The sequence below is a fragment of the Psychrobacter sp. H8-1 genome, from assembly GCF_904846575.1.
Classification (GTDB): domain Bacteria; phylum Pseudomonadota; class Gammaproteobacteria; order Pseudomonadales; family Moraxellaceae; genus Psychrobacter; species Psychrobacter fulvigenes.
On record NZ_CAJHBG010000001.1, the window covers coordinates 251,643 to 271,575 of the forward strand.

General features: G+C 42.6%; 17 protein-coding genes. 14 read left to right on the forward strand and 3 right to left on the reverse strand.

The annotated features are described in order from the left end of the window. Nucleotides 1-123: 123 nt before the first annotated feature. Both JMY01_RS01090 and serB read right to left on the reverse strand, forming a co-directional pair. The gene (locus tag JMY01_RS01090; RefSeq protein ID WP_201573745.1) at nt 124-1,128 is read right to left on the reverse strand and encodes a DUF368 domain-containing protein; all 1,005 of its coding nucleotides are present in this window, start codon (nt 1,126-1,128) and stop codon (nt 124-126) included. A 270-nt stretch (nt 1,129-1,398) separates the two neighbouring features. After that, a complete protein-coding gene (gene serB / locus JMY01_RS01095) occupies nt 1,399-2,610 on the reverse strand; it encodes a phosphoserine phosphatase SerB (RefSeq protein ID WP_201573748.1) in 1,212 nt (403 codons plus the stop codon). 303 nt (nt 2,611-2,913) lie between these two features. On the opposite strand from serB, the gene JMY01_RS01100 reads away from it, so the two are divergent. From JMY01_RS01100 to JMY01_RS01120, 5 genes are all read left to right on the forward strand, one after another. Then, complete coding sequence (locus JMY01_RS01100; RefSeq protein WP_201573750.1) at nt 2,914-4,482, forward strand: hypothetical protein; 1,569 nt, start codon at nt 2,914-2,916, stop codon at nt 4,480-4,482. Nucleotides 4,483-4,632: 150 nt separating this feature from the next. Next, nucleotides 4,633-4,878: a PA3496 family putative envelope integrity protein gene (locus tag JMY01_RS01105; RefSeq protein ID WP_201573752.1), complete on the forward strand. Its 246-nt coding sequence runs from the start codon at nt 4,633-4,635 to the stop codon at nt 4,876-4,878. A 172-nt stretch (nt 4,879-5,050) separates the two neighbouring features. Next, the gene (locus JMY01_RS01110; RefSeq protein ID WP_201573754.1) at nt 5,051-5,608 is read left to right on the forward strand and encodes a YecA family protein; all 558 of its coding nucleotides are present in this window, start codon (nt 5,051-5,053) and stop codon (nt 5,606-5,608) included. Nucleotides 5,609-5,806: 198 nt separating this feature from the next. Further along, on the forward strand, nt 5,807-6,256 hold the full coding sequence (locus tag JMY01_RS01115; RefSeq protein WP_201573757.1) for a YbjQ family protein: 450 nt from the start codon (nt 5,807-5,809) through the stop codon (nt 6,254-6,256). Nucleotides 6,257-6,345: 89 nt separating this feature from the next. Then, a complete protein-coding gene (locus JMY01_RS01120) occupies nt 6,346-6,828 on the forward strand; it encodes a YbjQ family protein (protein ID WP_201573759.1) in 483 nt (160 codons plus the stop codon). Here JMY01_RS01120 and JMY01_RS01125 read toward each other — a convergent pair. Continuing rightward, entirely contained in the window at nt 6,825-7,922 is a 1,098-nt protein-coding gene (locus tag JMY01_RS01125) for a formate/nitrite transporter family protein (protein WP_227677617.1), read from the reverse strand. The genes JMY01_RS01120 and JMY01_RS01125 overlap by 4 nt on opposite strands. A gap of 292 nt (nt 7,923-8,214) precedes the next feature. On the opposite strand from JMY01_RS01125, the gene JMY01_RS01130 reads away from it, so the two are divergent. The 9 genes from JMY01_RS01130 (at nt 8,215) to JMY01_RS01170 (ending at nt 19,885) form a co-directional block, all read left to right on the forward strand. Next, nucleotides 8,215-11,166, forward strand: coding sequence for a valine--tRNA ligase (locus JMY01_RS01130; protein WP_201573767.1), 2,952 nt, complete (start codon nt 8,215-8,217; stop codon nt 11,164-11,166). 202 nt (nt 11,167-11,368) lie between these two features. Further along, nucleotides 11,369-12,289, forward strand: a complete 921-nt coding sequence (locus JMY01_RS01135; RefSeq protein WP_201573770.1) for a hypothetical protein — start codon at nt 11,369-11,371, stop codon at nt 12,287-12,289. Beyond that, a complete protein-coding gene (locus JMY01_RS01140; protein ID WP_201573778.1) occupies nt 12,286-14,169 on the forward strand; it encodes a hypothetical protein in 1,884 nt (627 codons plus the stop codon). Before JMY01_RS01135 ends, JMY01_RS01140 begins: the two co-directional genes overlap by 4 nt. After that, entirely contained in the window at nt 14,162-15,133 is a 972-nt protein-coding gene (locus tag JMY01_RS01145) for a hypothetical protein (protein WP_201573780.1), read from the forward strand. Before JMY01_RS01140 ends, JMY01_RS01145 begins: the two co-directional genes overlap by 8 nt. Further along, the gene (locus tag JMY01_RS01150; protein WP_201573789.1) at nt 15,126-16,172 is read left to right on the forward strand and encodes an N-6 DNA methylase; all 1,047 of its coding nucleotides are present in this window, start codon (nt 15,126-15,128) and stop codon (nt 16,170-16,172) included. The genes JMY01_RS01145 and JMY01_RS01150 overlap by 8 nt, the downstream gene beginning before the upstream one ends. Before the next feature lie 371 nt (nt 16,173-16,543). After that, nucleotides 16,544-17,029: a hypothetical protein gene (locus JMY01_RS01155; RefSeq protein ID WP_201573791.1), complete on the forward strand. Its 486-nt coding sequence runs from the start codon at nt 16,544-16,546 to the stop codon at nt 17,027-17,029. A gap of 363 nt (nt 17,030-17,392) precedes the next feature. Beyond that, nucleotides 17,393-18,370, forward strand: coding sequence for a glutamate/aspartate ABC transporter substrate-binding protein (locus JMY01_RS01160; RefSeq protein WP_201573793.1), 978 nt, complete (start codon nt 17,393-17,395; stop codon nt 18,368-18,370). 100 nt (nt 18,371-18,470) lie between these two features. Beyond that, nucleotides 18,471-19,217, forward strand: coding sequence for an amino acid ABC transporter permease (locus tag JMY01_RS01165; protein ID WP_201573795.1), 747 nt, complete (start codon nt 18,471-18,473; stop codon nt 19,215-19,217). Then, nucleotides 19,214-19,885 carry an ABC transporter permease subunit gene (locus JMY01_RS01170; RefSeq protein ID WP_201573797.1) on the forward strand — a complete coding sequence of 224 codons (672 nt, stop codon included), beginning with the start codon at nt 19,214-19,216 and terminating at the stop codon, nt 19,883-19,885. Before JMY01_RS01165 ends, JMY01_RS01170 begins: the two co-directional genes overlap by 4 nt. The last annotated feature ends 48 nt before the right edge of the window (nt 19,886-19,933 follow it).

The following is a 19,933-nucleotide window of genomic DNA, read 5'->3' on the forward strand; positions in this document are numbered from 1 at the left end:
TGCTGCTTATACTTAGGTGCTATAGGCAGCAAGGCTTGCGTCATATTTACCTGATTTTGGTCAATGTTTTATAACGATAAAGAACGTATTTTTTTATAAGGCATTGACTTTAAACATATTATTTTAGGTATCAGTGCTTTTGGTACGCTTGCTTTGATGTCCCCACCACGACAGTGCAGATACCAAAACAGCACCGAGTAGCATCAGGCTCAAGGTCACCAACCACTGTGCACCAGTCGGGTACTGCCACGGTGCGACGTTATGAACGGCCTCGCTATTTAGAGTGCCTAAAGCGTCTACTTTCCACGGCCATACTTTGACTAGCGAACCTGCGATAAATCCAGTCAACAGCGCTAATGTACCTTGGTAATAATGTGACAATAGCCATTTTAACGCCCGTGTGAACAATAAGAGCCCAGTGGCCATACCTGCCATAACCGTAAAGATTACGCTTAGGTTCATCGTATTTACTGCCTCTAAGACAGCATTATATGCACCCAATAACAATAAGATAAAAGATCCTGAGACACCAGGCAATATCATCGCACAAATAGCAATGGCGCCAGCAAAGAATAAATAAGGCAAGCTTGGCGCGGTGGTCAGTATTGGCAGACTGCTAATCGTTACGGCTGTGACGATACCAGTAATAAACAATGCTACGCGCGCTGCGTTCCAGTGTTTGATCTCGCTCAATAAAAGCACAACAGTAGCGATAACCAATCCAAAGAAGAATGACCAAATCAGTAGCGGCTGATTGTCTAATAGGTGTTTGATAATACCTGCTAAGGTCGCAAAGCTGGTTGCAATGCCAAGCAGCAAGCACAATAAAAACGTTGCATCGACCTGCCGCCAAACAGCAAGCAAGCCTTTGACTCCACCCTCTTGGCGAAATACTCGCCACAGACTCGGCCCGATGCTACCCAAGGCATTGATTAAACGCTCATAAATACCGGCGATAAGGGCAATGGTACCGCCTGATACACCAGGAACGATGTCAGCCGCGCCCATTGCCATGCCTTTGATATAGACACCTATTAGCTGTTTTGGCTTGTCTGTTTCTATCTTTTTTTCCTCAGGTTTTTTATTCGAAGACGACGCATCCGGCCGCGGTGATTGTGATGCCGTCATGGACATTCCTTTCTAAAGGCTAAAATGAATGATACCAAACCCAAAAAGTACGATTAACCTTGTCAAACTTGCTAAGCCTAATGGATGTAGTGCTTGTGCAAGTTTTTCGCGTTACTCTGACTTTTGCAAATGGTACTCTTGAATAATAAAGCCACTAACGATAAAAGCCAGATTAACGCTATTTGTGTCAATCTAGCTTATCGCAATTTTATTGTCTGAAAGCCGCTTTTTTCGTTTGGATAGGATAAAAAGCGGATTGGTTATATTGTCTTACTGTACTGGGATAAGTGCTGGATAGCCAAGTGCATAGAGTACACCCTCAAGGCCTGTGACATTAACCGCCGCATCCGCACGCGCCTCTACGATAGGCTTGGCGTGATAAGCAACGCCCAAATCAGCAATAGCCATCATCGGCAAGTCGTTGGCGCCATCACCTACACAGACAACTTGTGACATCTCTATGCCCATACGCTCAGCAGTGTGAGCAACGATGGCGGCTTTTTTGGCACCATTCACGATTGGCAGCTGTATATGGCCAGTCACTTCACCTTCATCGATGTCTAAGTGATTGGCATGGACTTCATCGATACCGAGCTGCTCAGCGATATAGTTGGCAAAATAAGTAAAGCCACCAGAGACGAGCACGGTATGATAGCCCAAAGTCTTTAGGGCGCTGATAATCGTGCGCGCCCCTGTAGACAGTGTCAAACGCGCACAAATCTCATCCAATACTGAAGTTGGAATGCCCTCTAAAAGCGCTACACGCTGCGCAAAAGACTCATCAAAGTCGATCTCACCGCGCATCGCCGCCTCAGTGATGGTTTCGACTTGCTCGCCGATGCCAGCAGTTTTTGCCAGCTCAACGATGACTTCTTGCTCAATCAAGGTTGAATCCATATCAAAGCAGGCAAGTTTGTGTGTACGCAGCATATGACCGACAGAGAGGATGTGACAATCCACCAGTTTTGAGCTGTCTATAGTGGGGTTCTCATCTCCTTGAGCTCTATAGTTTTCAGCCAAATCATGACGCAGGCGAGTCGTTAGCTGATCATCAATGATGTGGGCTGCGGCTGTCTTTTTACCAGGGTGCATCAAGGTATCGGTCACAGGTACCAATAGATAGCGGAATACTTGTGCAGGAACAAATGGCTGATAAGGTACGTTGCCCGTGTTTGCAGTAGGGTCACTGTCATTGGCCACATCAGGGACAGCAATATCAACAAAGGTTGCTTCGGTGTCTTCTGCTACCGTGACCAAATGCCAGTTTGGCTGCTCATCGACCCAAGACTGCACATATTGATGAATGTCGAGCGCGGGTACATGCGCGGGCAATACGACAATCAGTGCAAATACTGGCAGTGATTGCAGTGCATCAAAGTCTTGCAGGTTGGTACCATCGGGCAGCAATGAAGCAACAGAATCAACGGCTTGTTGCCATGCTTTGCTGTCTTTTGGTAACGAATAAGGCGTATTTTTTGGCATGGCTCAATTGTCCCTTGTATGCTCAGATAAGATTAGGAATAATAACAGTTTTACCGTCTGTCGCCTATACATGACGCACAAAGTAAAACAGTTGGATAATAGCGAATATAATCACTAGGATAATAGGCGAGTTTGGCGGATAATTAAAAATATGCGCATAGCCAAACCTATGACGACCACTATGGTGATATAGTAAAGATGGTCGAATGTTCAACATGCCCTAACATAACAGTACACTTTTGTGAAAAATGAGCGACTGTCTCGTTTTTTTAATTTCCTTTATTCAAAAAAGTTTAACATATCATGACGTATTTAGCGCCGCGGCAAGGGTTGTTTGCCATTATCATTCTGATCAGTTTTTTTCTGCAGACCCTATTGCTGGTCATCAGTACTGATCAGCAACTGACCAAAATCCGTGAGCAAAAAGGCCAACAGATGGTGGCTCAGCTCATCGATGAGGCGCGCCTATCTTTGGAGAACAAGGATCGCGTAAGTCTCAGTGTCATTGCCAATCGTTATACCAGCGAGCAGGACGTTGCACGGATCTTAATCAAAGATAATAACGACGAGCTGCTCGTGCCAGTAGGCAATGCTCCTATGCAACAAGGCGACACCATTGAGCAAATGGCGACTAAAGGTGACGCCGTCATTGGTAGCGTGGCGCTGACGCTAAAGGATATTAGCAAGGGTGAGATTATCACCATGCAGTGGCCGTTTGTCATTGGCTCTCTGATTCTCCATCTATTCTTGTGGTTGCTATATGGCTATGTTGCGCGTCCGACCAAGGAGCAGATCAATGCATTGAGCCGTGATATTCAAGACTTGCATCGCGAACGCTATCTACAATCAGGCCAATTGGCTTATGGTCGCGGGGCCAATGAGAGTTATTCAACAGAAAACCATACAGCAGAGAGTCATACAGGAGACAGCGAGTCAGGGACGAGTGACGTTAATAATTTGGCGGCGAATAATAGTGACAAAGATGCGGCTGATATTGCAGCTCACAACCAGGTTAAAAAGCCCATCAGCACTGCAGGTATTCATGACGAGGTGAATGCTTACTTGAGAGGGCAACAGCAAGCCAGTAATGCTACGTCTGATACCGAGAGCGTTGATCCTGTCAGCAGTACACAGCATCCGAGTGATGGCTCTGATATTGATAAGAGTGTACCCAGTGGTAACCGCTCTAGCAGTACCGAAAATTTGGCAGCAAGTACTGATAGCGCCAGCATGAATAAATTCACCAGCTCTGCGTCCAAGCTATCTGCTACACGTACTTTTGACACCGTTCAGGTGCAGATCATGTTCCATGATGAGTTTAATATGTTAGAGCGCCTCGCCCCTGAGATGCGCATGCCATATTTGGCTTTATGTACACAATTATTGAACCAAGCGCTGACTGAGCTACTGCAGCAGCCTCTCCTACTTGGTGTTAGCGCTATGAATGAGCCTCGTTTTGATGAGAGCGGCGCCTATGCAGTCTTAAAGGCAGATAATAGCCATGCTAAGGTGGCGCTGGCAGGGGTGATGTTGGGCAAGCTTTATCTTATGCTCAATAAAATCATCCATGATAAGCATATTGAGCTGTCACGTTTTGCCTTACCTGCCAAGGCTGGCGTCAGTGACGATGCTCAAAGTGATGCTATGAAGCAGCTGCTAAAGAGCGTGGGTAAAAAAGAGCAGATGCTGATTCTATTACCGAATGCTGGACTGAAGCAAATTGGCAATTATGTACAAGTGCAGAGCCTAAAGCGGCCGACAACTGTGTATGAGCGTGAGTGCGCGATATTCGACGGTGCTAATGACTCGATGATACAGCGTTTGGCAGAAGTGCGTAATGCGGTACTCATGACTGGAAATGAAGAAGAGTAATCGCCTCGCTATTTGCCTGTTAATGTCCACAAAAATCAGACTAAACTGCTCATTTGAGTAAAAAGGATTGACAAGGCACGTTATAGACTTTATAAGGCATAGGTATATCAATATATTTTGAATTTGTTGCCCCATATATAGGAGTTTGTCATGAGTGATTCTGATATCGATGATGATTTTGATGATGATTTTGGTGATGATGATGACGCAAAAATGGTCGAAGAAGCAGAGAGTAGTGTCCGTACTCGCTTAAGCAGTCTTGAAAAGCGCCGTTTGATTGATAACCTGCTAGAAGAAAAGCGTCTGGCAAAAGCGTTAAAAGATGATTTGGATGACTTAGGCGAAGATGACGACGATGACTTTGATGATGACTGGGACGACAATGACGATATCTAAGTCTTAGCTTAGAGTGTGCGTAAATGAATCGCGAGCGAGTCAGAGCAGGCTTACAAGCCACACCAAAACATATTGCCGCCGTCTAACTGTGCTAAGCTGAAACCAGAGATTATGACGTCAGTCGTTATAAAATCAGTCATTACATCACCTATCGACCAAGGAAAAACACCTTATGAGTAACCCCTTAAGCTTCGACGAACTATTGGATTATTTAGACAGCCAAGAGAGCCAGTATGTGCTCGATAGTGTCGCGACCCATGGGTTCTTGACGGCCACCGTCATCGGACGCCCATTACCAAATTGGATAGACGCGCTGTTTGAAGGTCATGTGGCAGAAATTCCAGAAAACGTCATTGACGGTATTCGCCGTTGGCGCGACGCCATCATTGCTGAGCTAAAGAACGAGACGCCTATCGAGCTGCCGTTTGGTGAAGATGCTGGCGATGCAGAAGTTGCTGTCGACTTTTCAGATGAGTCAGATATTGTGGCGTGGTCGATTGGGTTTGTAGATGCTATGTATGGCGACGAAGCCAGCGATTGGTTCGAAGATGAAGACACCGCAGAAGATGTGGCTGTATTGACCTTACCAATGATCGTGCTAAGCGGTATCGATGACGAAGATCCAGAGCTTGCGCAGATGCGTAGCGACGAAGACAAGATGGCACAAATGGCCAATAGCATCGAAGGCAATTTGACCGAGCTGTTTTTATTGTTCCATACCAACGACTAACGCAATCCCTGTAGCATATTCGTAGACAGTGTTTATTACCCCATAGCAACGCTGGCTGTCTATGAGTATCCTATGAGCATCGTTTATCGACATTGCAGACCAATCTGAGCCTATCAAACCAGATTTTTTAAGCTGGCTTTTTTAAACTAGCCTATGCTAAAACCAGCTTCTTTGTAAGTCACCAAGTAAGGTAACATCATGACTGTGCAACTATCTAATCTTGAGCACTTGCCCAACTATCAAATCACTGAGCGCCTAGATGTGGTATATGGCAGTACCGTCCGCTCAAAACATGTCGGAAAAGACTTGTTTGCGGGGCTTAAAAACATCGTCGGTGGTGAGCTAACGGCTTATACCGAGCTGCTAGAAGAATCGCGCAAAGAGGCGATAGATCGCATGATCGTCAAGGCAGAAGCATTGGGCGCAGATGCGGTTGTGGGACTGAGGTTTTCAACCTCTAGTATTGCCCAAGGTGCCTCAGAGCTGTTTGTATATGGCACTGCTGTCAAAGCCATTCCTATACAACAACAGCCGACATACTACCAACCGCCGCATGACCAGTCTGGTCATCATCCATCGGATCAACCTCAACAGAGCGCAGCACCAACACCCGCTGATGACTTGCCACGTTTTAATCCTTTTGGTTGATTATATGAACGCTAGATATGAGCGTTCTTAATATTTAAATATTCAACAGACCCTAGTACAAAAAGCCTTTCTACGATAAGAGACGTGTCATGAACAACCAATCTGTTACGCAGATGCTCATCAACTACGCACCGCTCATTATACTGTTTGTCGTCGGTTGGTTTTTTGGGTCGCGTCATGAGCGTCAGCACTTGGCGCGCTTGGCAGTTTTAGAAAAATCATTGGCTCATATTGTCGTATCGAGTGAGCGTTTTTATAAGCCTGCTCTTGAGGCCCATAGTGAAGGTGAGCTAGTGCTCGGCAGTGTGGTCATCGCGCAAGATTATTTTAAGATGGTGGTGGCGCGTGTCTTTAACTTATTTGGCAAAAACCTAACCACTTATGAGACCTTGTTAGATCGTGCCCGCCGTGAGGCTGTGGTGCGTATGCGCACACAAGCGTATGAAAAAGGCTATAATCATATCTACGGCTTACGCTTAGAAGTCAGTAATATTAACCAGCTAGGCAGCATGGTAGAAGCCATTGCTTACGGCACTGCCGTCATCAGTACCGAGAGTCGCAAACCTCATTAAGGACGACGGGCGTTGATGCGCATGATGTTATTACTTTTCTCATCTGCCGCTTGTTCTTTTACTTTTTCGATTTCAAATAAGAAAGTTCGGTTCTTCAGTACAGCGACAAACACCACACCGCCCACAGTATTGCCCACCAAGACCACCAATAGAAATGTCAAATAACTCAATAAGCTGACGCTACTGCCATATATCAATGCGGCAAATACTTCGATATTGCCGACGATGCTGTGATGTAAGCCCAAAAACCCAATACTACCTGTGATCAAAGCGACCAAGACGATACGGCTGAGCGTGTCGCGTGCCGAAGTCACCAGCCACGCCGCCACACCCATCATCCAGCCCGCCAGTGTTGAGCTGCCAAAGATTATCCACCATTCATAATCTAAAACATGGTGCGCATAGGTGTCTACATCGGCGGCGCTAAATAACTGCATCTTAATGCCAAGACCTATCATCAAGGCGGCAAATATACACCCGCCAATGATATTACCAGCAATGACGATACCCCATAGGCGCAGCAACTTACTTAACGGCTCAATTTTATTAAGGACGGGCAAGCTCAAAAGTGATGTCTGCTCTGTGAACAGTAACGACTGGCCAATCACGACGATGATAAAGCCTATGGGATACAGTAGCGAGGATAAAACGATTGCATATTCGCTGGGGAGTAGACCACTGAGCAGTGCAAAGGCGGCCAAAATCATAAAAAAGCTGATACCTATTTCAAGCCCAGCAGTGAAAGCACTGGTAAACAGCGACCCCAAGGAGCGGTCAAAGGTTTCTTTGGCATGGATGACTTGTTCGACCAAGATACTGGCGTAGCTTTTTGCTTGACTCAAGTTGTCATCGCTGGCGACTTTTTTGATGCTCTCTTTGTCTTCATCGCTAAACTCTTCAGGAAAGTCCTCGTCCTCTAGGTTTTCAGTTGCCTGTATATCACTGTCTTCTTGGTCATGACTGTCCTCACTCTCGTCGTTACTCTGCTTATCTTTATGCTCATTATCGTTATCAGCTAAGCACTCATTATCTGCAACGTTCGTTTGAGGGTCGTTTTTATGTTCGGTGTCTTTAGGTTCGATGCCTTGGGTCACGGTACGCTCACTGTTTATAAGGTTATGATTTTTATGGATAATTTCGATAGTTGGTTTTGATAGTTGGCTTTGATGTACAGACGCAATTTATAATAAGACTATAGCTTATTATATTTAGCATTCGGCTGATTGATGTTGTTAATTGTTTAATGGACTCGCTTCAAGCTTTATAAATTGCCTTAGCTCTAACAAAATCTGGCTATCTGCGTTAAAATCACTCTATTAACTATTTCACCTATTTTTCGACGTATTTGTCTGACCACATTCATTATTAACAAAAGATCCTTCTATTATGAGTATCTCTAAAACCAATACTAATACCAACCTGACCCAGTCTATCCAAGCTGCCCTTAACCAATTAGAGAATGCCTACAACCCAAGCGAGGTAGAAGCGGGCATGTATCAAGGGTGGGAAGACAGTGGTTATTTTCAGCCGACGTTTGATAAGGATGAGTCGTTCTCTATTGCACTGCCGCCACCAAACGTGACAGGTAGCTTGCATATGGGACACGGTTTCAATAACGCCATTATGGATGCGCTTACCCGTTATCACCGCATGGATGGCGACAATACGCTGTGGCAACCAGGTACTGACCACGCTGGTATTGCTACGCAAATGGTGGTTGAACGTCGCTTGGAAGCTGAGGGTATTCGCCGCCGTGACATGACTCGTGAAGACTTCATCGATAAAGTCTGGGAGTGGAAAGAAGAGTCGGGTGATAATATTACTCGTCAGATTCGTCGTTTGGGCAGCTCGGTCGATTGGTCGCGTGAGCGCTTCACGATGGACGATGGCTTATCCAATGCGGTCAAAGAAGTATTCGTGCGTCTGTTCGATGATGGTCTTATCTATCGTGGTAAGCGTTTGGTGAATTGGGATCCAAAGTTCCAAACTGCACTGTCTGATCTGGAAGTTGAGAACGTTGATGAAAAGGGCAGCCTATGGCACTTCCGCTATCATTTCACCGATAAAGACCTAACCACTCAAGACGGTAAAAACTATCTGGTGGTCGCGACCACGCGCCCTGAAACCTTACTTGGCGATACTGCTGTTGCGGTCAATCCTAGCGATGAGCGTTATACGCATTTGATTGGCAAGACCATTACCTTGCCAGTGACCGGTCGTATCGTGCCTATCGTCGCTGATGATTATGTGGAGAGCGACTTTGGGACTGGCTGTGTAAAAATCACTCCAGCGCATGACTTTAATGACTATGAGCTTGGTCGTCGTCATAGCTTGCCATTAATCAACATCCTTGATGAGCGCGCCAATATCTTGCCTGCAATGGAGGTCTATCCTGATCTGCAAACGCGTGAGCCTACGCTTGAGACCACGCCAAGCGACTATGCCGGACTTGAGCGTTTCGCTGCGCGTAAGTATCTGGTCGAGCAAGCAGGCGAGCAAGGTTGGTTAGAGGAAGTCGAAGATTACGCGCTGAAAGCCCCGCGTGCGGAGCGTGGCGGTACCGTCGTTGAGCCGTGGTTGACTGATCAGTGGTATGTCGCGGTTAATAAGCTCGCTGGCCCTGCGATTGAGGCGGTAGAAGATGGCAGCATCGAGTTTGTCCCTGCTCAATATAAAAACATGTATATGGCATGGATGACCAACTTGCAGGACTGGTGCATCAGCCGTCAGCTGTGGTGGGGACATCGTATCCCAGCGTGGTATGACGATGCGACAGGCGGCATCTATGTAGCCCGTGATGAAGCCGAAGTCCGTAGCAAATATAAGCTCAGCGACGATGTAAAGCTACGCCAAGATGATGACGTGCTCGATACATGGTTTAGCTCTGGTCTTTGGACCTTTAGTACGCTTGACTGGGCAGACCCAAACGCTGATCCGCGCGTACTAGAAACCTTCCACCCGACCAGCGTATTGGTCACTGGCTTTGACATCATTTTCTTCTGGGTCGCGCGCATGATTATGATGACCCTGCACTTCGTGAAAAACGAAGATGGCACGCCGCAAGTACCGTTCAAGACTGTCTATGTACATGGCCTGGTGCGTGACGGTAATGGTCAAAAGATGTCTAAATCCAAGGGCAATGTCTTAGATCCTATCGACCTCATCGATGGTATCGATCTAGAAGCGCTGGTCGAAAAACGTACTAGCAACATGATGAACCCAAAAGACGCTGCCAAAATCGAAAAGCAAACGCGTAAAGAGTTTCCAGAAGGTATCCCAGCATACGGTACCGATGCGCTGCGCTTTACCTTTACATCATTGGCCAGTACTGGTCGTGATATTAATTTTGATCTAAAACGTGTCGAAGGCTATCGCAACTTCTGTAATAAAATCTGGAACGCCAGCCGCTTTGTGCTGATGAATTGTATAGATAAAGACAGTAACGCGTTGCCTATCGACCAAGCGCCTAATCCTGAGGTATGGGAATTACCCGAAAAATGGATTATGAGTCGCCTAAACTCAAGCATTAAAAATATCCATCAGCATTTTGCTCAGTATCGCTTGGACATGGTCAGCCATGATATTTATGAGTTTATCTGGAACGAATACTGTGACTGGTATGTCGAGCTTGCCAAGGCCAGTCTCAATGATGACTCGGTATCAGATGAGCGCAAAGCACAAATCCGCTATGTATTGCTGCACGTCCTTGAGACGGCATTGCGCTTTAGCCACCCAATCATGCCATATCTGACCGAGCAAATCTGGCAGACCATCGCGCCATTACTAAATCGTAAAAACACCGACAGCATCGTCATTGCCGACTATCCACAAGTAGACGAGGCACAAATCAATGCGCAAGTCGAAGCCGATATGGACTGGCTGCAAGAGCTCATCGCTGGCGTGCGTAATATCCGTGGTGAGATGAAACTGGGTAATGCGATACGCTTGCCAGTGCTGCTAGAGAATATCACCAGCGAAAAAATCGAGCGTTTAAACCGTATTGAAAACCAGTTCAAAGCGCTTGCCAAAGTTGAGAGCTTAACCATCCTAAAAGAAGGCGACGAAGTGCCGCTATCGTCATCGAGTATGGTTGGTCGCTTGCGTGTACTCGTCCCGATGAAAGGTCTCATCGATCCGACTGCTGAGCTAAGCCGTCTGAGTAAAGCCCAAGAGAAGCTCCAAAAGCAAGCCGATGGCATTAGCCGTAAGCTGGGTAATGAAGGCTTTGTCAGTAAAGCGCCTGCGGAAGTAGTCGATGCTGAGAAGGTGAAGCTGGAAGAGCTGGAAGGGCAGTTGGCTACTATGGCGGGGCAGATGGAGCAGTTGAGGGCATTGTAAAAAAAGCAAAAGCTTAAAGAGCATGGCCTCAGCATTGGAGTCATTTAATAGGGAGCAAATATGCGGGTCATTGCTCGGTGTTTTTTAAAAGCTTCGCTCGGTGCTCGTCCCTCGCGTAAAAGCAGAAATTTGAAATATATGTAAATGAAAGTAGCCTTAATAGATTGGTTAAAGAGGTAATAATATTTTTTGAGGAGAAAGTATGAACTTATTAGAAGATGAATTTGGAAAGCTTGTTGATATAGGAGTTTGGCCTGAAAGAAAATACTTTGCTCCAGATGACTGGTTGGATAACTTTACAGGCGAAGAAATTCCGTATGCAAAGAGATTGCTTAAAAGTTTTATTTATTTTTCTGACGATATGGTTACTCAAATGTTCAAGAGTAACTTCATGGCTATCTCAAAATCAATTATACCAAACTCTAAGAAATCCAATTATGTTGATACGGATTTAGAATGGAGTAACTTCTTAGATAACTGCTATATAGTCAAAGTCACGGGAGAGGATCCTAGTGATGCAGACAGTGGTTATATTTTTACGAGAATGGCTAGAGATATTCTCAACATACCGGAAAATAGGCTAAAGACAGTAAGCGAAGCTTTCGAAATTATTCTATCAGGTATAAAAGCGCACTTTGTTTTTGTGGATGACTTGGTGGGATCTGGTAACCAATTTGTAGATTTTTGGCAAGGATATTTCAACACAGCTCATTGTTTTGAATCACTAGCTGAAGATACATTATGTACTTTTCATTATATTCCAATAATTTGTACTGAAAATGGTAAGGTAAGAATAGAAGAAGAATGTAAGAAGGTTGAACTAATTGCTTCACATTTCGTAGGCAAAGAATATTCTGCTTTAAATAATGACTCTTATATTTGGAAAGGTTTTAAAGCTGGTGGTCCTGAATTTGTAAGGAATGCCAGTATTCGAGCAGGCATACCGCAAACCAATGGAGGAGTTAAAGATAATGGAAATGGAACTAAAGAAGTAAGTTGGGAGGGGTTTCATAAATTAGGTTTAGTGATAGGATTTAAACATGGAACACCTGACGCTACCTTGCCAATTTTCTATTTTAATAAAAATGGATGGAAGCCTTTAATAAATAGGGATTCAATATGAACTATATAAAACAGTTGACTGAAGCTCAAGAGTTAATAGGTCTATACAAGGCAGAATGGCTAAGTACTAAACTGTTTGATTATTTTAATGAACCTGGCTACTTTTCTGAATTAAAAAAGAGTCGACCTTGCGTTTTGATTGGTGGCAGAGGTACTGGAAAGACTACTGTTTTAAAGGGTTTGTCATATGAAGGTCAGCATGCTCTTAAAGTGCAAAAGGGCATAAAGCTCGAGAGTTCTGCTTTAGAGTTTTATGGACTGTACTACAGAGTTAATACTAATAGAGTGTCAGCTTTCAAAGGAAATGAAATAAGTCAAGATAAATGGGTTAGTTATTTTGGTCACTATATTAACTTGAGCTTTTGCTTCGAATTGTTGAAGTTTGCTCTATGGTTCGAGAAGAATACCGAAGAAAAAATAGATATAACAAAGCAGAGCTGGAAAAAAATACTTACAGCCTTAAATATAGAAGAAGATCTTAATAGTTTAGAGGAATTAAGTGAAGAACTAGAGATAATTATAATTGAGTTTGAAGCATCAATAAATCAGGCAATTGATGAGCCTCCAAAAAATATAACAATGTGTGGTGCTCCAATTGATATTTTAAGTCAAGCACTAATATCTAATACTGTGCTAAGAAACAAACAGTTTTTCTTTCTAATAGATGAGTTTGAAAACTTTGAAGACTATCAGCAGAAAGTAGTGAACACTCTTATTAAGCATAATAATGAGTATTACACATTTAAGATTGGAGTAAGAGAGTTAGGTTTTAGGGAGAGATCCACTTTAAATAGTAACGAACAACTTACATCTCCTGCTGACTACGTAAGAATAAGCTTAGCTGAAGTTTTTGTAACAAAGGATTTTAAAGGTTTTGCAGAACTAGTTGTAAATGCTCGTTTGAACCACTCTGTTGATAGCGACCAAAACCTAAGTATTGTTGATATCCTAGAACAATTAACTCTTCTAGAAGAGGCAGAGCTGCTTTTAGGAAATAGTAACTCTATTGATATTACATTTAATACTGGTTTAAATGATAAAGAAATCCAATCTGCTGTAGATATACCTTTAGGTCATAAATACTTCATTGAATATTGGAGCAGAAAAAACGAGGAACCAATAAGTGAACTGTTAGCTGAATGGTTGAATGATAGAGGAAAATGGGATAATCGTCTAAATAACCATTTTTATGCTTCATTATTTGGAATAAGAGAAGGGAAAATTGGAATTAGGAAGTATTATTGTGGTTGGGATACTCTTTTAGCTCTTGCGAATGGAAATATAAGATATCTATTAGAGTTAGTTGATACAGTTTTGAAAGACTACTTAGAAGACTGTAAGAGTAGAGAAGAGGTAATTAAATATCCAGCAATATCACCCGCTATACAAACACATGCTGCTATGAAAGTAGGTAAAAAAAATCTTTCTGAGTTAGAGGGTTTAAGTGTTGAAGGAGGTAAATTGACAAAGCTTCTATTAAGCCTCGGTCGTATATTTAATATATTAGCTTCTAAGCCTTTGAATCAGACTCCTGAAGCCAATCAGTTTCAAATAAGGTTTAGAGCAGAGGATGAAGAAAGCGTTAACAAGATAATTCAACAAGCTATCATGCATTTAGCTTTAGTTAGACATTCAGGAAATAAACCAACTGATGAAAATAGTACTAAAGATTATGATTACATGATCCATCCTATATTCTCTGCTTATTTTGTGTTTTCTTATCGTAAGAAAAGAAAACTAACCCTTAACTCAAATGACTTACTTTCTCTAGTTTATCGACCACAAGAAGGTATAAAAAAAGTACTTGAGTCCAACAGAAGCCAAGAGGTTTTGACTAATCTACCAGATCAGATGCAACTATTTGAAGGTTATTATGAATAGTTTAAAAGTAAAGCCTATCCTAACGGATACGTACAATATACCAGCTGAATTTGAGCCTAAGAGTGACAGTATATATTTGTATGGTGAAAGCGACGAGTTTAGAAGTACTCATATTAAAAATTTCAATTCAAATCTGAATAGCTTACTAATAGAAATTATAGATAAAGATAGTTCTAGCGTTATAGCAGGGGAAATAGAATTACAGCTAAGAAGCTCAAAAAGTCTATCTAAACTGTGGTTGCATATAGATAGAAATAGAGACATTTATATAGATATAACAGGAATGTCCCATTCAGCTTGGTCAGCAATTCTGAAATCAGCAATTGACGAAGGGTTTACTGTTCTTGTAGTTTATGTTGAACCTAGTTCCTACATATTAAGTAATACATCAATTCAAGGTCAGTTCTATGATTTAAGTGAAAAAATCAAAGGTATTTATCCATTACCAGGATTTGCAAACTTTAATCAAGAAAGTAGTGAATTCTTACTGATACCAATATTAGGGTTTGAAGGTGCACGCTTCAAATACATTATGGAACAAGTACAACCTAATTATAGAAATGTATATCCTATAGTAGGTTTGCCAGGTTTCCGCCCATGGTATATCTTTGAAAGTATAGAAAACAATATCGATGTTTTAAAAAGTACTAGAGCATGGGAATCTATGAGTTACGTACCAAGTGACTGTCCATTTAGTTGTTATTACAAACTAGATAATATTCGTGAAAAAAACAAAGGTAAACAATTGAAAATTGCACCCATTGGGACTAAACCACATGCTTTAGCAGCTATAATGTATTATCTAAATCATCCTGAAGTAGAAATAATTTACGATCATCCTGTTAGAAAAACTGGTAGAACAGATGGCGCTTCTAAGCTACATGTCTATCATGTATCTGCTTTGGTCAAAGCAAAGCCAGATCGTATTACTTCAAGAACTAGAAGAAAAAATAGAGATGTTTGATAAGTACTATACTGATTCTAGGTTAGCTTCTATCTTAGTAAGCCTAGTACCTAAAGACTTTGAACCTGTTGTAGTTGCTGATTTCGCAAGTGGTCAAGGCAGTTTATTGAAAGCTGCAAAGGAAAAATGGAAAGATCTTGAGATTGTTGCTAACGATTATTGCTCAGAAACTGCATCTGAATTAAAAAATAATCATTGGTCTGTTTACAATTTAGACTTTCTAAAGACTGAGCAGGTAACAAACTCAGGGATATCGAAATATCATCAAAATGTAGACTTAATATTACTTAATCCTCCTTTCAACCAAGATGAAGTCAGACTGCTACACTGGAACAACTGTACTGAGAAAATTCAGTCTAGTATATCATTGAGTTTTGTGTACTATTCTATGGCCTTTTTAAAAGAAAACGGTTATTTAGTTGCTATTTTACCTAATGGTTGCTTGTCTAGTGACAGAGATAAGGAAGCCATCATTTTTTTGTCCAAAATATATCAGTTAGAGGTAGTAGAAGATTTCTGCGACTCAAAGTTTAAAGATGTCAGTCCTAGAATTTCTATTGTTCGGCTAAAAAAGGCTAGGCCAAGTTCTGTTCCATTGTATTCATCAAGTGAGCATATCCCTAGTAATAAAGTAAAAGTAATAAGAGGGAAAATGCATATGTTTAAAGCAAAACATAACGATGATAAGCTAAGTTATCCATTAGTACATACTACTGACTTGAAAAATGCTCTAGTGAACATCAATGAAAACTTTAGAGTTAAATCTGAGCACATCATAATAGGACCTGCTTTACTTATACCTAGAGTTGGTAATTTTTCGCAAGATAAAATCAGTTATTTATCTACAGGCACTGAGATCGTGATGTCTGACTGTTTATTCGCGGTACTATGTAGTAGTGAAATTCATGCTGAAGAATTAAGATCTTTCATAATTGAAGACTGGAGGAATTTTAAAAAAATTTATAATGGTACTGGTGCGGTATATACGACTTTGGTTAAAATAACTACGTATATTTCTAAAGTGGTAGAGCACCATTAGCTTAGATAAAAGTATATAATATATAAATATTGAATGTCGGAAATCACTAAATCTAATAAACCGAAAACCGCTCACAAAACTATGAGCGGCTTTTTTATGCCAAAAAATCAAGTCAGATGCTCTACGCCAGACCAATCACTAAACACAGCAGTCCGCCTGCTAGTCACTGATACCATCGCACTAAAGCTGTACCTTAGACATTTTATTACAAATCAAAGTGATAGGGCTGATAATATAAATATAAGCGTACCGACTCTGACAGCATTAACTCGCATAAGAGTTGGGTCTATCAACAGAAAGCATTATGTTTGGTTTTATTGCTATACCAGATATTTTTAAGTGATGTTTCCATGGATTTAGGAATAATTACTATGATAAATATACATGTCGTCTTTTGGGTCGCCTTAACGTTTTTTACTTTCCTTGTGACTAGAAGTAATATAAAAGGTCATAAATCCCTCACTGCTAGAGACGCTACTCCAAGAGCGCTCAGTAGCGATAAGCTCAATATTGAGAGCAGTTTTTATAGAGCGGATGCGACCTTGCACGATATTATATTCTTTCACGCGTCGGCATCTGGCGCTGCTATCGTCTTATTGGTATTAATCATCAAAGGTGAGGTTTTATTCCCTGGAACGGTTGTCCTGTTTGGTCCCCTGTCTTCCATCGCGATATTCACTATCAGCATTGTGCTGCTGTTATTTGCCTTTTACTTTTATAGTATCTCTATTTTGAAGCTTGGCGATACGCTGGCTAGAATGCAGATAAAGGGTAAAGCCATTGAGACCAAGCACGCAGTTTTGGCCGTCTTTGGTTATTTTTTGATATTCCCAATCATTGCATTGATATTGGCTTAGAATCCCTCTGTCGGAAAACCTAATACAGTAAAAACCGCTCACACTCTAGCTGTGAGCGGTTTTCTTTTTTTATCAAGCCAAATTAAGAGTGATTCGAGCAATAAGGGGTTCTAACATCCCATCCCAATCATTAAAAACAACCATCCATACAAAAAAATTACTAACATGAGTTAAATTGTTGTACAGTAAGGTTTAGTTGCATTATGATAACTCATAGTAACAGCATGGATGCATGGCGCTCACTTAACAAGCGCCATTAAAACTTAACGATGATATCTGACAGTTCTACTTAACTGTCTTATTTAACTGTCGTATTTAAGCTCTCTCCTAAATTTGTAATGATGTGATAAAAGGATATATCTCATGATTCACTCTATCTCCAAGCCCTTAACCTTAGTTGCCTTTATGGCGTTAGGACTCGCTGGCTGTAACAACAGTAGCCAGACTGCTACTGATGACATGCCAGCCGACGGCGCAGCGACAGATACTGCAGCCAGCCTCAGCGGTACCCTACAAAAAATAAAAGACTCAGGCACCATTGTCGTCGGCTACCGCGATTCTTCCATTCCGTTTTCTTATATTGCTGATGATCCCAATCAGCCGATGGGTTATGCCCATGATTTGGAAATGAAAGTGGTCGAAGCAGTGAAACAAAAGCTAAATATGCCAGACCTAAATATTCGCTATAACCTAATTACCTCACAAACTCGTATCCCATTAGTACAAAACGGCACCATCGACTTTGAGTGTGGCTCAACCACCAACAATGAAGAGCGTCAAAAGCAAGTGGCTTTCTCTAATGGTTTCTTTGAGATTGGTACGCGACTGCTTACGGGTACCGACTCTGGTATCAAAGACTTTGGAGACCTAGAAGACAAAACCTTAGTGACCACAGCTGGGACGACGTCAGAGCGCTATATTCGTCAATATATTGATGATAATCAGATGGATACCAATCTCATCTCTGCCAAAGATCATGGCGAAGGTTTCCTTATGTTAGAAAACGGCCGTGCTGACGCCTTTATGATGGATGATGTCCTGCTCGCGGGTGAACAAGCCAAAGCGAAAAATCCTGATGAGTGGGTAATCGTTGGTACGCCGCAATCATTTGAGATCTATGGCTGTATGATGCGTAAAGACGATCCTGAGTTTAAAGCCGTCGTCGATGAAGCCTTGGTTAATGTCTTTAGTTCAGGCGAGATCAATGCCATCTATGACAAGTGGTTCATGAATCCTATCCCACCGAAAAACGTCAATCTAAACTTTGAGATGTCAGATAACTTAAAAGCGTTAATCGCCAATCCACATGACAGTGCTCAACCAAAAGACGCGGTACAGTAACGATTGTTTGTCCCTCAACATAGATTGCTCATGCGCTCAGAACGGCAGTTAACGTTGATCTGAGCCGTGAGCTTAGCGCTCGCTGCTTGGAGAGACGACAATGAACTATAGCTGGAACTGGGGTGTGCTCTTTGAGCAGACCGGCGTTGGTAATGAGCTGTACATCCATTGGATGATCACTGGCCTTGGCTGGTTGTTATTGATTGGCAGTATTGCATGGGCAATCGCCATGGTCATTGGTACTGTCTTCGGTATCATGCGCACCTTACCAAACAAAACCGCACGCAGTATTGGTACTGCTTATGTGACGTTCTTTCGTAATATTCCACTGTTGGTACAGTTATTCTTTTGGTTCTATGTCGCCCCTGGTTGGCTGACTCCTGCCTTACAAGAATGGTGGTACAAGGACTTATCGCCAAACACTTCTGCTATGCTCTCCGCGAGTATTGGCCTTGGACTGTTCACTGCCGCACGTATCGTGGAACAAGTACGTACGGGTATTGAGTCCTTACCACAAGGTCAAATCAATGCCGCTTACGCACTGGGCTTTACGGTTCCGCAGGCTTATAAAGAAGTGCTGTTGCCGCAAGCCTTTCGTATCATACTGCCGCCCCTTAGCTCAGAGCTGACCAACTGCTTCAAAAACGCGTCAGTGGCGTCTTTAGTTGGAGTCATGGAGCTGATCAGCCAAACCAAAACCATCAGTGAGTATACTCAAAACAACCTTGAGATCTATACTTACGCCACGGTTATATACTTGGTATTCAATCTGTCCTTGATCGCTATTATGGGCTTGATTGAACGCAAACTGCGTGTGCCAGGGCTTATTGCAGGGAGTCAGAAATGAATATGATGACTGAACTTGCGACGGCTTATCCGGGTTTGATGGGTGGCATGATTACCACTCTAAAGGTGTTGTTTTTAGCGATTCTTGGGGGTATCAGTTTAGGGACGATACTGGCTCTGATGCGCTTGTCTGGGATCAAAGCTTTAGAAGTGCCAGCCAAGTTATACGTCAATTACTTTCGTTCCGTGCCGCTGCTATTAGTATTGCTGTGGTTTTACTTTGCTGTCCCTATGATTTACTTTTGGATAGCAGGTAAATACCTGCAACTTGATGCCGCTTTTGCTTCCTGTGTCGTTGCCTTTATGATGTTTGAGGCGGCCTATTTCTCAGAAGTCGTGCGTGCGGGTATTCAGTCTATCGGTAGCGGGCAGGTCAATGCTGCCAAAGCGCTCGGTATGACGTACGGGCAAACCATGCGCTTGGTGATTTTGCCGCAAGCCTTTCGCAAGATGCTGCCGCTTATTTTGCAGCAGTGTATTATTTTATTCCAAGATACGACATTGGTATTCGCTATCGGTTTGACGGACTTTTTCCGCGCCGCTTATGTCCGTGGCGAGCTGATGGGTTTACTTACGCCTTATATTTTGGGAGCAGGAGCGGTGTATTTTATCATCAGTTTGAGTGCCTCTATTGGCGTACAGCAAGTACAAAAACGCCTACGCTTTTAATGTGAATATTTGCTAAAAAACGATTACCTGATTCTCAACTTATTATGA

Coding starts and splice junctions, on each gene's coding strand:
- JMY01_RS01090 (WP_201573745.1), bottom strand. CDS start 1,128: ATGACGGCATCACAATCACCGCGGCCGGATGCGTCGTCTTCGAATAAA.
- serB (WP_201573748.1), bottom strand. CDS start 2,610: ATGCCAAAAAATACGCCTTATTCGTTACCAAAAGACAGCAAAGCATGG.
- JMY01_RS01100 (WP_201573750.1), top strand. CDS start 2,914: ATGACGTATTTAGCGCCGCGGCAAGGGTTGTTTGCCATTATCATTCTG.
- JMY01_RS01105 (WP_201573752.1), top strand. CDS start 4,633: ATGAGTGATTCTGATATCGATGATGATTTTGATGATGATTTTGGTGAT.
- JMY01_RS01110 (WP_201573754.1), top strand. CDS start 5,051: ATGAGTAACCCCTTAAGCTTCGACGAACTATTGGATTATTTAGACAGC.
- JMY01_RS01115 (WP_201573757.1), top strand. CDS start 5,807: ATGACTGTGCAACTATCTAATCTTGAGCACTTGCCCAACTATCAAATC.
- JMY01_RS01120 (WP_201573759.1), top strand. CDS start 6,346: ATGAACAACCAATCTGTTACGCAGATGCTCATCAACTACGCACCGCTC.
- JMY01_RS01130 (WP_201573767.1), top strand. CDS start 8,215: ATGAGTATCTCTAAAACCAATACTAATACCAACCTGACCCAGTCTATC.
- JMY01_RS01135 (WP_201573770.1), top strand. CDS start 11,369: ATGAACTTATTAGAAGATGAATTTGGAAAGCTTGTTGATATAGGAGTT.
- JMY01_RS01140 (WP_201573778.1), top strand. CDS start 12,286: ATGAACTATATAAAACAGTTGACTGAAGCTCAAGAGTTAATAGGTCTA.
- JMY01_RS01145 (WP_201573780.1), top strand. CDS start 14,162: ATGAATAGTTTAAAAGTAAAGCCTATCCTAACGGATACGTACAATATA.
- JMY01_RS01150 (WP_201573789.1), top strand. CDS start 15,126: ATGTTTGATAAGTACTATACTGATTCTAGGTTAGCTTCTATCTTAGTA.
- JMY01_RS01155 (WP_201573791.1), top strand. CDS start 16,544: ATGATAAATATACATGTCGTCTTTTGGGTCGCCTTAACGTTTTTTACT.
- JMY01_RS01160 (WP_201573793.1), top strand. CDS start 17,393: ATGATTCACTCTATCTCCAAGCCCTTAACCTTAGTTGCCTTTATGGCG.
- JMY01_RS01165 (WP_201573795.1), top strand. CDS start 18,471: ATGAACTATAGCTGGAACTGGGGTGTGCTCTTTGAGCAGACCGGCGTT.
- JMY01_RS01170 (WP_201573797.1), top strand. CDS start 19,214: ATGAATATGATGACTGAACTTGCGACGGCTTATCCGGGTTTGATGGGT.